Source organism: Aggregatibacter actinomycetemcomitans (assembly GCF_003130205.1).
Taxonomy (GTDB): domain Bacteria; phylum Pseudomonadota; class Gammaproteobacteria; order Enterobacterales; family Pasteurellaceae; genus Aggregatibacter; species Aggregatibacter actinomycetemcomitans_A.
The window spans coordinates 1-12,816 of sequence record NZ_NRDF01000019.1; the positions used below are offsets into that span (position 1 = coordinate 1).

Annotated in this window: 12 protein-coding genes and 1 pseudogene; 8 read left to right on the top strand and 5 right to left on the bottom strand. The window is 46.5% G+C overall.

Annotation, left to right across the window (positions count from 1 at the left end; all coding sequences use genetic code 11):
* Window positions 1-639: 639 nt before the first annotated feature.
* On the bottom strand, window positions 640-732 hold the full coding sequence (locus tag DK423_RS10165; protein ID WP_005577959.1) for a methionine/alanine import family NSS transporter small subunit: 93 nt from the start codon (window positions 730-732) through the stop codon (window positions 640-642).
* Between the two features lies 1 nt (window position 733).
* Window positions 734-2,236, bottom strand: a complete 1,503-nt coding sequence (locus DK423_RS10170; protein ID WP_005577961.1) for a sodium-dependent transporter — start codon at window positions 2,234-2,236, stop codon at window positions 734-736.
* Between the two features lie 410 nt (window positions 2,237-2,646).
* Here DK423_RS10170 and DK423_RS10175 point away from each other — a divergent pair.
* Window positions 2,647-2,929 (top strand): annotated as a pseudogene (locus tag DK423_RS10175) (pseudouridine synthase family protein); the annotation flags it as partial.
* 1 nt (window position 2,930) lies between these two features.
* Entirely contained in the window at window positions 2,931-3,647 is a 717-nt protein-coding gene (locus tag DK423_RS10180; protein ID WP_005558134.1) for an MgtC/SapB family protein, read from the top strand.
* Between the two features lie 38 nt (window positions 3,648-3,685).
* On the opposite strand, the gene DK423_RS10185 is transcribed toward DK423_RS10180, so the two are convergent.
* Genes DK423_RS10185 through selA form a run of 3 tightly spaced genes read right to left on the bottom strand, consistent with a single transcriptional unit; the run spans window position 3,686 to window position 7,884 of the window.
* A complete protein-coding gene (locus tag DK423_RS10185) occupies window positions 3,686-4,588 on the bottom strand; it encodes a DUF3298 and DUF4163 domain-containing protein (RefSeq protein WP_005558137.1) in 903 nt (300 codons plus the stop codon).
* A 45-nt stretch (window positions 4,589-4,633) separates the two neighbouring features.
* A complete protein-coding gene (gene selB / locus DK423_RS10190) occupies window positions 4,634-6,493 on the bottom strand; it encodes a selenocysteine-specific translation elongation factor (RefSeq protein WP_005558139.1) in 1,860 nt (619 codons plus the stop codon).
* Window positions 6,490-7,884, bottom strand: coding sequence for an L-seryl-tRNA(Sec) selenium transferase (gene selA / locus DK423_RS10195; protein ID WP_061885742.1), 1,395 nt, complete (start codon window positions 7,882-7,884; stop codon window positions 6,490-6,492). The genes selB and selA overlap by 4 nt, the downstream gene beginning before the upstream one ends.
* A gap of 150 nt (window positions 7,885-8,034) precedes the next feature.
* Between selA and proS the strand changes: the two genes are divergently transcribed.
* The 6 genes from proS to rseB all read left to right on the top strand — a co-directional run bounded on the left by proS (window position 8,035) and on the right by rseB (window position 12,809).
* Window positions 8,035-9,750: a proline--tRNA ligase gene (gene proS / locus DK423_RS10200; RefSeq protein WP_005558147.1), complete on the top strand. Its 1,716-nt coding sequence runs from the start codon at window positions 8,035-8,037 to the stop codon at window positions 9,748-9,750.
* A 66-nt stretch (window positions 9,751-9,816) separates the two neighbouring features.
* Entirely contained in the window at window positions 9,817-10,146 is a 330-nt protein-coding gene (locus DK423_RS10205; RefSeq protein WP_005558148.1) for a DMT family transporter, read from the top strand.
* Window positions 10,147-10,185: 39 nt separating this feature from the next.
* Window positions 10,186-10,440 (top strand): FAD assembly factor SdhE, encoded by a 255-nt coding sequence (locus tag DK423_RS10210; RefSeq protein WP_005558149.1) that lies wholly within the window; start codon window positions 10,186-10,188, stop codon window positions 10,438-10,440.
* A gap of 132 nt (window positions 10,441-10,572) precedes the next feature.
* On the top strand, window positions 10,573-11,148 hold the full coding sequence (gene rpoE, locus DK423_RS10215; RefSeq protein ID WP_005543553.1) for an RNA polymerase sigma factor RpoE: 576 nt from the start codon (window positions 10,573-10,575) through the stop codon (window positions 11,146-11,148).
* 38 nt (window positions 11,149-11,186) lie between these two features.
* Window positions 11,187-11,771 (top strand): sigma-E factor negative regulatory protein, encoded by a 585-nt coding sequence (locus DK423_RS10220; protein ID WP_005558152.1) that lies wholly within the window; start codon window positions 11,187-11,189, stop codon window positions 11,769-11,771.
* An 81-nt stretch (window positions 11,772-11,852) separates the two neighbouring features.
* Window positions 11,853-12,809: a sigma-E factor regulatory protein RseB gene (gene rseB / locus DK423_RS10225; RefSeq protein WP_032996771.1), complete on the top strand. Its 957-nt coding sequence runs from the start codon at window positions 11,853-11,855 to the stop codon at window positions 12,807-12,809.
* The last annotated feature ends 7 nt before the right edge of the window (window positions 12,810-12,816 follow it).

Sequence of the window (12,816 nt, forward strand, 5' to 3'; positions counted from 1 at the left end):
AATTCAAAAAAGTGGGTTAAAGCCTCGTACTATAAGGTCTTAACCCACTTTTTACCAACTATTTTGTCTACTATGCCAATAAAACTTCTGACGCGGATAATGGAACCTCAATCGTAAATCCATCATCAGTTTACGGGTTTTATCACGCCCTATTTTCCACCCCATTTGCCATAATGTCCAGGTTAACCGACGTGAACCGTAAATTTCCCTATTCTCCGGAAGCAGACAGATAATTTTCGCTTGAATGTCCTGATACGCTCTAATTCGGTTTGGCTTTCTTACAACTAAACAGGGTGGAACGATGAATCTCAAAATAACGTCCAATTTGTCTGACGTTATGCCTTGTTGCTTTATTATTCAGCGTTGCAGTGCCGACGTGCTGACTAATTCATTTTGCTGACCTGAAATATGATATGATTTTGTTTAAGCATTAAATCAACACATTGTTGTTTGAATTTTGGGTGATCATGGGGTTTTCCTTCTGCAAGTTTTAATTAGTTTATCAGACTGTTTTTTTAAGATGTTTCTGAAAGTCAGACTGTTATATGAATATAAACAAAACACGCTCACACTATTGATAGGACAAGTGTTGCGGATACGTTGCCAAAGATAGGTTTACACTGGAATGGATTCGCACAGTTATTCTTTCGGTAATCTGATGACGGAAACCAATAAGCCGCCCCAGATAATGATGAGTGCAACAGCCATCATGATAATTGCATTGGTTGACATCTTATTTTTCTCCTTGTGTTTGCGTTAAGTGTTTCCACGGCAGGCGGGAAAGCAGGAAGGCGATGATCACCAAAGCAATTGCCATGCCCCAGCCGAAGGTGTTGACGAACCGGTCCGGATAGCCTTCATAGCCGTTGGTGAGCACTTTGCCGGCTTCTTTGTATAGCATGAAAGCCAGTACGCCGGTGGTGATGACAATAAAGGCTTTCCAAATCATGCCCACTTTGAAGGAACCGGTTTCGTTTAAGTGTTCGCCCAGTTCTTTTAATCTGCCGCTCATAATGATGGAGAATAAGGAGAAGAATGCCACGGCGACGATACCGAACATATTCACGAAATTATCCATGGTGTCGAGCATCGGCAAGCCGGCGGCGGTGCCGAATAAGAGCGTAGAAGCCACCATCATTGGTAAACCCACTAAAAACGTGGCATGGACGCGGCGTAGGCGTAATTTGTCCTGGACGGCAGAAATAATCACTTCCAATACGGAAATAAATGAGGTTAAGCCTGCGAAAACTAAGGAACCGAAGAATAGCACGCCTAATAATTGCCCTAATGGTGCTTGGTTAATGATGGTTGGGAAGGCAAAGAAAGCGAGACCTATGCCGCCTTTTGCTACTTCGCTCACATCGTGTCCGTTGGCAGCGGCAATGAAACCTAAGGCGGAGAATACGCCGATACCCGCCAGCACCTCAAAGCTGCTGTTGGCAAAGCCTACGACTAAGCCGGCACCGGTTAAGTCCGATTCTTTTTTCAAATAGGAAGCATAGGTGACCATAATACCGAAACAGATGGAAAGGGAGAAGAAAATTTGTCCGTAAGCGGCAATCCAGACGCTCGGGTCTTTTAATTTATCCCAATCCGGCGAGAATAAGGCATCTAGCCCTTTTTCTGCGCCCGGTAAAAATAAGGAATAAACCATTAAAGTGACAAACATGATGACTAAAATCGGCATAAAAATCACAGAAGTGCGCGCAACGCCTTTTTGTACACCGAGGGATAGAATCAATAAAGTAATTAGCCAAACGGCAAGTAACGGGCCAACAACCGTGCCGACGAAATCCAGATTGAACGCCACTTCATCTGCCATTTTAATATGTTCGTGCAGGAAGAAATCGACAGGGTTGCTGCCCCAGGCAGAAGTAACGGAATAATAGGTATAACTTGCCGCCCAGCCGAGGATGACGGCGTAATAAAGCCCGATGATCACGTTAATCATCACTTGCCACCAACCAAATGTTTCAAAACCGGTTCTGAGTTTGCGGTATGCCAATGGCGGAGAGGCGCGGAATTTATGCCCGATGGCATAATCCAAAAATAATAACGGGATCCCTGCGGTTAATAATGCCACGATGTAAGGGATGATAAAGGCGCCACCGCCATTTTCGTAGGTTACATAGGGAAAACGCCAGATATTGCCCAGACCGACCGCCGAACCGATAGCAGCAAAAATAAATGCCCGTCGTCCGGAGAAAGTTTCGCGTTTTTGTGCTGTGTGTGTCATACGAACACCTATGAAAATTATAAATGAAGTTAAAAATGGAAAGGTTAAAAAGGTTAGGCGCTCAATATAGACGAATAAAAATAGGAGTCAATAGAGATAAATCACTAAATTTATAAAATTTACGTTATTTTTTGATAAATAATTTTTATTTTTCAGATTTTTATTCTATTTAATTTATTTGCTTTTAGAATAAAAAAATAAATTTTAATAAAAAGCGATTTAAACAAGCGGAAAAGCCCATAAACTACCGAATAAAACGCTAAAGAGAAAAATTTGCGCAATCGGTTCAATTAAAATGGGGGGAATTTAAACTTTCTGCGAATTTGGTGTAAAGTATGTCTAAGTTTTAACTTACTTAAATCTTATGCAACCGGCATCTCTTCAGCGACAAAAAAGCAAGGCGAAAATCTGCAAAAGTGCGGTTGATTTCCGAGCCGGATTTTTTTATGTCAACGCATTCCGCCTATTCGCGAACGTAAACATATTCCCACCGCGTGGCCGGAGGTGAAGATTTATGAAGGGCGCAATCGGCAGGTGCGCAGAATGACGGCGCATATCGGGTTTCCGAAGTTGCGTCTGATTCGTTATCAATTGGCGGGTTTCAACCTGCTGAATTTGATGCCGAAAACTTACCGCACGTTAACCCAAAACGAACTAAGAGAACTCTATCAATTACTTAAATTAACGATTTAACATGAATGATTTACTAAATTTTATTGAAGCGTCGGCGCGCGACAGCCACTTTTTTATTTTCGCCAAAATGGCGTTTGCGATGATTCTGGGCGGCATTATCGGCTTGGAACGGGAACTGAAAGCCAAGCCCGTGGGGGTGAAAACCTGCATGATTATTGCGGTCACCACTTGTGTGCTAACCATTGTCTCCATTCAATCGGCGGAACATTATGCGCAGGTGTCGGAAAATATCCGTACCGACCCGATGCGCTTGGCGGCGCAAGTGATTAGCGGCATCGGTTTCCTTGGTGCCGGTGTGATTTTGCGTAAACATAACGACGCCATTTCCGGCTTAACCACGGCGGCGATTATCTGGGCGGCAGCAGGCATCGGCATTGCCTCCGGCGCAGGTTTTTATTTTGACGCGATGGTCGCCACCATCATGATTTTGATCGCCATTCGCTTAAGTCCGTATGTGCATAACTGGGTGCGCCATCGTGACAAAAAGAAAAAAACGCGAATCAACGCCACATTGCTTTCACCCAACGCCATTGCGCAATTCGTGCAGTTGTTGCATAACAACAACCACTCCATCGAAAACATCAACGTGAAAGATCAGCCCAACGGCGAAACCAAACTGACCATTCGCTGTTCCATCAACGACAAAGCCACCATTCAGGAGTTGTATTTATTGCTGAAAAACGAGCCGAACGTGGTGAGTTTGGAACTGGATAATTAAAAAAATCCCCAAGTTTGCGCTTGGGGATTTTTGCTTGGTTATTCGATAACCGATTCTGCTAACGAGCTAAATTGCGGGTTGATCAAGTTGTTTTCTTTCAACTGCCACCAATAAATCGTCAGCTCTTTTTCTCCCTCCGAAAAACTGCCGATGGCATAAGGCGGGTAAACGAAGGTTACGCCATTACGGGAGAAGTAAAAATCTTTTGGCACGTAAAATCCCCCGTCTTTCAGGGTAAAAGGTTCCGCTTCATTATTACTGTCGCGGTAAGCGTCCCATAAGAGGTCTTTTAGTTTTTGATGCTGATCCGGGTTGATGACATCATCAATATCCAGCAAGGCTTTTTTCGCCAAATCGATGTTAAGGAATTGTGTGGAATACATACCGTGCGCACCGCCGGAATAGCCGGAATAATTGATGGTGAAGGTGGCGATGTTTTCCCGTTGTCCGAGATATTTCACACTGAACTCAGTGCTGCTGCCAATCATTTCGTTATCTTTAACTTCTTTAACGCTGTCCGTGTAAAGGGTTTGTAACCATTCCACAAATTGTTGTTTATTCTCGATTTTAACTTGACCGCTTGCGGTGAATTGCAGGATTAACTCATTTAAGAGTAAATCCGTTAACCAATCTTCGCCGGTTTTTAAGGTTTTCACGCTGACTTTTGCTTCAGCGCTTTCCGGCGCATAGCTGTCGGCAGATTTTTTATCAAACTTGATGGTTTCCGATTTTTCAAACAGCACTTCCGGCTCAACCCGAATCGTTTGATTTTCGGCTAAATCCAACACCTGTTTCTCTAATGTTTTCACCTGCTCATTGAGTTGTTCAATGGTTTGTGCCTGTTTTTGCACTTGCTCGGTGAGCGCGGTTTTTTCTTTATCGTCGCAGGCGGTGAGCATCAGGCTGCCGGCGATGAGGGTGGCAATGAGTAATTTCTTCATGGAAGCTCCTGTTGTTGAAAAACATTGAAAATAATGACCGCACTTTTATAAATCAAACACGTCCGCATCGCGTAAAACGTGAATATTGCCTTTGCGACGCAGGAAGCCGCAACGGTCGAAATATTCCACCAGTTGCACGGTCATTTTGCGTCCGAATTGTAAGGCGTCGCGCAGTTCGTTCACCGAAAAACCTTCTTTTCCGGCGGTCAGCTGTTTGATTAAGCGGGCGAAGGCGTAAATGTTCTCCGTGAGGAAGAAACGGTCTTTCACCACGGCGGTTAAATAGCCCAGTTTGCCCGCTTTATAGAGGAAATTGCGCATGGCGCTTTCTTCCTGTCCTAATATATTGGCAAGATCGCGTACCCACAAGGCTTGTCCGTTATGTTGCTCGAATTGGGCGAGAACCTGCTGCCATAATGCGCGTTCTTGTTCGTTAAATTGAATTTTGTGATCGACGGTGTGCAACCAGCCGCGGGTTTTTTGCAGTTGATTTTCTGCCAATAATTCGTCGATAAAATGATAAATCAGTTTTTCCGGCTGATTCAGCGCCGCAATGCGATATAAGCGGGCTTTGCCCAAGCCGAGTTGGTCGGGGTGCTGCTCATGATATTGAGCAAGTGCGGTCAATAATTTTGCCGTTTGTTGCGCGCGATAATCGGCGTTAAAGCACCAGCTCTGGAAGCGAATATCACCGTTTTGTTGCACAATGGCGTCCAGTTGCGCGTCCGTTAGTTGCTCAATCCACATGAGCTTTTGCGCTTCCACCGCGTGATTTTGCAAATAAAGTGCGGTGCGTTTTTGCGCCGTTTCCGCCTGAATCAGTCGGCGTAAATAATCAAAACGCGCTTCCGTGCGTTTGTGTCGTTTCGGCGAATCGATTTCAATCACTTTGGCGCCACCAAGTACGGCGGTGGAATTGCTGTTGCGCAGAATGATTTTATCGCCGTACGCCAAAAACAGCGGTTGTTCCAAAATCAGCTCCGCCAACGCCTGTTGTTGCGGGGCGAGCTTTTGTTGTTGTAACAAAGTGAGTTTGCCCGTGGTGTGCGATGCGGCGTGATAAATATGCACCGGCTGGCTTTCGTTTAACGCCATTTGGCTTTCCAGCCAAACGGTGATGCGATCCGTCGGTTTGCCGGGTGCTTGGGAGAACAGCCAATCGCCGCGCGTAATTAAAGTGCGGTCGAAATCCAGATTAATATTTAACGCCAAGCGTTGCCCCGCCAAGCCGATATTGTTTTGTTCGTTTTGTGCGTGGATATTTTTTACCCGCACTTTTTGCCCGTTGCTCAAATACAATTCGTCATCCAGGCTGACTTTGCCCGCGAATGCTGTGCCCGTCACCACCGTGCCGGCGCCTTTGATAGTGAAAATACGGTCGATGGCGTAACGGAAAGGTTTCTCTACTTCCGACAATTCCGCCAGCTGCGCCAAATGATCGCGCAAGGCATCAATGCCCTGACCGGTGGTGGCGGAGGTAACGAAAAATGGGCTGTTCGCCAACACGGCGTATTGTTGGCGCAGTTGATTTTCCAACGCCTCGATTTGTGCCGCGTCGGCACGGTCGGCTTTGGTGATCACCACCATGATTTCCTGTAACTGTAACAGGCTTAAAATGCTTAAATGCTCGATGGTTTGCGTCTGCACGCCTTCGTCGGCGGCAACGATAAGCATGGCGTAGTGAATGCCGCCCAGCCCCGCCAGCATATTGGCGAGGAAGCGTTCGTGCCCCGGCACGTCGATAAAGCCGAGAATCTGATCGTTTAACGGCAAATACGCGTAGCCCAAATCAATGGTCATGCCGCGTTTCTTTTCTTCCGGCAGGTGCGCCGTATGGGTGCCGGTGAGGGCTTGCAAAAGGGCGGTTTTGCCGTGGTCAACGTGTCCGGAGGTAACGATAATCATAATGTCTCCAAGCTGTCCAGAAGGCGATCAAGGTTCGCCAAACTGCGTAAATCCAACCAAATTTTATCCCGTTCAATACGCCCGATAACCGGTTGCGGCAATGCCAACAAACGGGCGAAAAGTGCGGTGGTTTTCGCCAGCGTTTTTTCGTTTGCCGGCGTAATGGTCACTGCCACCGACGGAATCCGCGCCAACGGCTGAGAACCGCTGCCGATTTGCGCCTCGCTCGGTTCAACGGCAATCATATAATCGGTATTCAAACGATTTTCCAACCGCGCTTTAAGTTGCTCCGCCTGTGCCTGTAAGCGTTCCACAGGCTGCGTGAGCAATAAAAGTGCGGTCAGTTTTTCGGTGATTTTTTCCGGTTGTAAATAGAGGCGTAAAGTGGCTTCCAGCCCGGCAAGGGTGACTTTATCACAACGCAGCACGCGTTTGAGCGGGTGGGCTTGCAGCTGTTGAATGAGCGCTTTTTTGCCCACAATAATGCCCGCCTGCGGACCGCCCAGCAATTTGTCGCCGGAGAAGGAAATCAAATCCAAGCCGTGCTGCAATTTTTCCTGCACGGTGGGTTCTTCCGGCAAGCCGAACGGTTTCAAATCCATAAGCGCGCCGCTGCCTAAATCGGTGATGACCGGAATGCCGAATTCGTTGCCCAGATCCACCAATTCCTGCTCGTCAACAGCGTGGGTAAAACCGCAAATTTGATAGTTACTGCTGTGAACTTTCATTAAAAAGGCGGTATTTTCGTTAATTGCGTTGCGATAATCTTTTAAATGGGTGCGATTGGTGGTGCCCACTTCCACCAGCTTGCAGCCCGCCTGCGCCATGATGTCGGGAATGCGGAACGCGCCGCCGATTTCAATCAGCTCGCCACGGGAGATAATTACTTCTTTGCCTTGGGCGAAGGTCGCCAGCATCAGCAATACCGCCGCCGCATTATTATTCACCACGCAGGCGGCTTCCGCGCCCGTCAGTTGCTGCATTAAGGCGCTGATGTAGTTATCCCGATGGCTGCGCTCGCCCGCGCTTAAATCATATTCCAACGCCACATTGCCCTGCATGGCATCCAGCGCCGCCTGTTGCGCCGTCGGCGACCATAAGGCGCGCCCGAGATTGGTGTGCAGCACCGTGCCGGTTAAATTGTGAACGGTTTTAATGTTCACCTGTTGTTGTAGCAGAAGCTGCTGCTTGAGATGCTGAAAAGTGGCGTCCGTATTCTGCAAAAAGTGCGGTAGGTTTTCGTGGCGTTTTATGTGTTCGCGCGCCTGTTGTAAAAGGTCGCGGCACATATTGACGGTGGCGCTGTGACCGAATTCCGCCACCAGCTGTTCACCCTGCGAGGTTTTGAGTAATTTATCGACGGCGGGAAGGGCTTGATAAAGGGCTGACATGATTATTCCTTTTGTGCGCTGAAATTGGCGGATGAAATCGCGGCGAAAAGGCGCGAAACCTGATTTCCTGCTTGCTTTTGCTTACGCATTAGATACACTATCGCCAATTTTTTTCTCATTTTCTAAGTTCTCAGAATTATAGGTAATTCAATGCGTACAAGTAAATATTTATTATCCACCTTAAAGGAAACCCCGGCGGAAGCGGCGGTAGTGAGCCACCAATTAATGTTGCGTGCGGGCATGATTCGCCCCCTCGCGTCCGGTTTGTATAACTGGTTGCCGACCGGGCTTCGCGTATTAAAGAAAGTCGAAAATATTATTCGTGACGAAATGAACAAAAGTGGCGCCATCGAAGTGGAAATGCCGGTGGTACAACCGGCGGAGTTGTGGCAGGAATCCGGTCGTTGGGAGCAATACGGCCCGGAATTGTTGCGCTTTGAAGACCGCGGCAACCGTAATTTCGTGTTAGGCCCGACCCATGAAGAGGTGATCACCGATTTAGTGCGTCGCGAAGTGAGTTCTTATCGTCAACTTCCTCTCAATTTGTATCAAATTCAAACCAAATTCCGCGATGAAGTGCGTCCGCGTTTCGGCGTGATGCGCGGGCGTGAATTTTTAATGAAAGACGCCTATTCCTTCCATACGTCAAAAGAAAGTTTGCAGGAAACCTATGATGTGATGTACCAAACCTACAGCAACATTTTCACCCGCTTAGGCTTGGATTTCCGCGCCGTGCAGGCGGACACCGGCTCCATCGGCGGCAGCGCGTCTCATGAGTTCCAAGTGCTTGCCAACAGCGGCGAAGACGACGTGATTTTCTCCACCGAATCCGATTACGCGGCGAATATCGAACTTGCCGAAGCCATTGCCGTCGGCGAACATGCGCAACCGACCAAAGCCATGGAATTAGTGGATACGCCGAAGGCAAAAACCATTGCAGAATTGGTGGAACAGTTCAATCTGCCGATTGAAAAAACCGTGAAAACCTTGATTGTGAAAGGCGCAAGCGAAGAACAGCCGTTGGTGGCGTTAATCATTCGCGGCGACCATGAATTAAATGAAGTAAAAGCGGAAAAACTGGCGGAAGTGGCTTCTCCTCTTGAATTTGCCGACGAAGCCGCCATTAAAGCGAAAATCGGCGCCGGCGTGGGCTCGCTTGGTCCGGTCAACTTAAACATTCCGGTGATTATTGACCGCAGTGTGGCGTTAATGAGCGATTTCGGCGCGGGCGCGAATATTGACGGTAAGCATTATTTCAACATTAACTGGGAACGTGATGTGGCGTTGCCGAAAATCGCCGACATTCGTAACGTAGTGGAAGGCGATCCGAGCCCGGACGGCAAAGGTACGCTGTTGATTAAACGCGGCATTGAAGTGGGGCATATTTTCCAATTAGGCGACAAATATTCCCAAGCCATGAACGCCGCCGTGCAAGGCGAAGACGGTCGCCCGATGGTGGTTACCATGGGCTGTTACGGTATCGGCGTAACCCGCGTGGTTGCCGCCGCGATCGAACAACATCACGATGAACGCGGTATTATTTGGCCGTCCGACGCCATTGCGCCGTTCACCGTAGCGATTGTGCCGATGAATATGTACAAATCGGAAAGCGTGCAACAATTCGCCGAAGATTTATACCGCACTTTACAGGCGCAAGGCGTGGAAGTGATTTTCGATGACCGCAAAGAACGCCCGGGCGTGATGTTCGCCGACATGGAACTCATCGGCGTGCCGCACATGATCGTCATCGGCGAGAAAAATCTGGCAAACGGCGAAATCGAATATAAAAACCGTCGCACCGGAGAAAAACAGATGATTGCCAAAGATCAGTTGGTGGATTTTTTGAAAAGCCAAATTAACGTATAGCAAACGGAAAAAAGTGCGGTCGAATTTTTAATTGAATTTCCGACCGCACTTTTGTGTGAGGAAAACATGAATCCTTGGATTTTATTGGCGATTTCCATTTGTTTGGAAATTGTCGCGACCAACCTGCTGAAAGTGAGCGACGGCTTTACCAAGCTCTTACCGACCCTTGTCGCGCTGGCTTTTTATGGTTGTTCATTTTATTTTGTTTCCATTATTTTTCGTACCCTGTCGGTGGGCTTGGTGTATGCCATTTGGTCGGGCGTGGGCATCGTGCTGACGGCGATTGTGGCGTATTTCGCTTTCGGGCAGAAAATTGATACCGCCGGTTTAATCGGTATGGGGTTGATTATTTGCGGCGTGTTGGTGATTAATTTATTTTCGCAAACGTCGCACTGATTATATAATTCTCCAGCTATAGTGAGTAAGGAGATCAAAATGAAACATTATGATCCGTTTCGCATTGAGTGGGATTGCCGGCGTGGCATGCTGGAGTTGGATAAAGTGATTATGCCTTTTTATCAGCAACATTTTGCCCAATTAAGCGAACAACAGAAGGCGGTTTTTGTGCGTTTGCTGGCGTGTTCCGACTTACAATTGTTTTCGTGGTTTTTTAATAACGGCACGATCGACGACCCGGAATTGTGCCAAATGGTGGCGGAAATTCAACAAAAATTAAATTTAACAAATTGATTTATAATGAATTAGTTCTCAATTTTGTTTTTTATAAAGAGACTGAACTTTTTTTCTTTCACTTCGTCTAACGCATTACAAGGGCTTGCTGGCTTTGAAATTAAAGCTTGTTAGACGTGATTATGAGGTTATATGGCTGAACAGCTAACAGATCAAGCTTTGGTAGAGAGGGTGCAGCAGGGAGATAAGAAAGCTTTTAACTTATTGGTATCGCGTTATCAAAATAAAGTGGCTGGACTACTGACTCGGTATATTTCACCGAATGATATTCCTGATGTTGTACAAGAATCATTTATAAAAGCATATCGTTCTATTGATTCTTTTCGTGGTGATAGCGCTTTCTACACTTGGCTATATAGAATTGCAGTAAATACGGCAAAAAATTACTTAACCGCACAGGGACGTCGCCCGCCAAATGAAGATATTTTGGCTGAAGATGCGGAATCCTACGATGTGGGGACAAATTTACGGGATGTGGATACACCCGAAAATGAAATGTTATCCAATGAATTGAAAAAGATTGTATTTGATACGATCAAAAGTTTGCAGGAAGATTTACGCACGGCAATTACTTTACGCGAAATCGAAGGATTAAGTTATGAAGAAATTGCGGAAATCATGGATTGCCCGGTGGGAACCGTCAGATCGCGGATTTTCAGAGCGCGCGAAATTATTGAAAGCAAGGTCAAACCGCTTTTACAACGTTAATAAACAGCAACACAACTACGGTTAGTCGGAGTACGAAAATGCAAAAAGAGTTACTTTCAGCATATATTGACGGTGAGCAAGTCAGCAGTGAACTCACCGAGCAATTATGCCAAGATGCGGAATTGCAAGAAAGCTGGGCGAATTTTCATACAATTCGCGCGGTGATGCGTCAGGAGACAAATGTTTTCTTAGGTGCTGATTTCACTGCGAAAATGGAAAGTCTGATTGCGGATGAAGAAATTGTCATTGCACCACCGACCGTTTCCCAACCATTACCGCAAGAAGTCGAATCTTCCCCGTTTATGCAAAAACTCAAATCATGGTTTGCGCCGATGACACAGGTCGCCGTGGCGGCAAGCGTCTGCTTAGTGGCGGTGTTGGGCGTGCAATCGTTGAACAGCAAGTCTGCAGTGCAAAATGTGGCGGATACCCCGGTGTTGCAAACATTACCGTTTAACAACGGTGTGCAGGAAGTGAGCTATAATGCACCGAGCAAAGATGTGATTACTACCGAGCAGTTGGAACAAAAAAATAAACGGATCGGTGCGATGTTACAAAGTTACGAATTACAACGTCGGGTTTACGGCGATTCTTTAAGTTTGGAACAAACCCACGCAAAATAAATAATATGTTTTCCGGTATAACTGTTTGCTGAAAATTCACCACCAATTTTGGTGGTGAATTTGTTTATTAGGAATTTGAAAATGTTAAAAACGCTTCTAAAAACCACCATACTTTTCTTATTGTTGAGCTGTTCTCTTCTTTCCGTGGCTCAGGAGAATCTTTCGCCGAAGCAACTTTTAGATGAAATGAAAAAAGCCACACAACAGTTAAATTACGAGTTTTCTTTCGTGCAAACCACACCGTCGAATATGGATTCTCTGCGCTATCGTCATTTTGTCGCCGACGGTAAAACCTATGCTCAACTGGTTACGCTGGACGGTCCGCAACAAGAAATTGTGCAACGGGAGAATTTAATCAGTTATTTCCAGCCGAACTACCAGGCGTTTACCATTAACGGCTCCGGCATTATTGATAATTTACCGCCGTTGTCGCGTGCCAATTTTGATGCATTGGAAAAATATTATGATTTCGTGAATATCGGGCGCAACCGCGTGGCGGATCATGTGGTGCAAACCATCCGAATTCTGCCGAAAGACGATTTCCGTTATCAGTATCTGGCGTTTATTGACGAAGAAAATCACCTGTTATTACGCACCGATATGCTCGACCGTGAAGGCAATTTGTTGGATCAGTTCCGCGTGGTAAATTTGTATATCGGCAATGAGTTGTCCAGCTTGCCGGCGTATTTGAACCGCGTCGTTTTCCCGCCGTTGTTAATGGATCAAAAAGCCAATAATCCCCCCGCGTTTAAATGGCAGCCCGGCTGGCTTCCACAAGGGTTTAAATTAGTGAATCGTAGCATTGAATTGGACGGCGAAGAGAAAATCGAATCGCAACTTTATAGCGACGGTTTATTTTCTTTCACCTTATATGTTTCCGATAAAATTGCCGAATCCACGCAGCAGGATAACACGTGGCGGCAGGGCGCTTACACGATTTATACCGAAAGCATGGAAAACAAAGAAGTGACCATTATCGGGCAACTGCCGATTTCCACGGCAAAACGCATTGTGCAAGACATTAAATTCAGAAAATAGCAGGCGA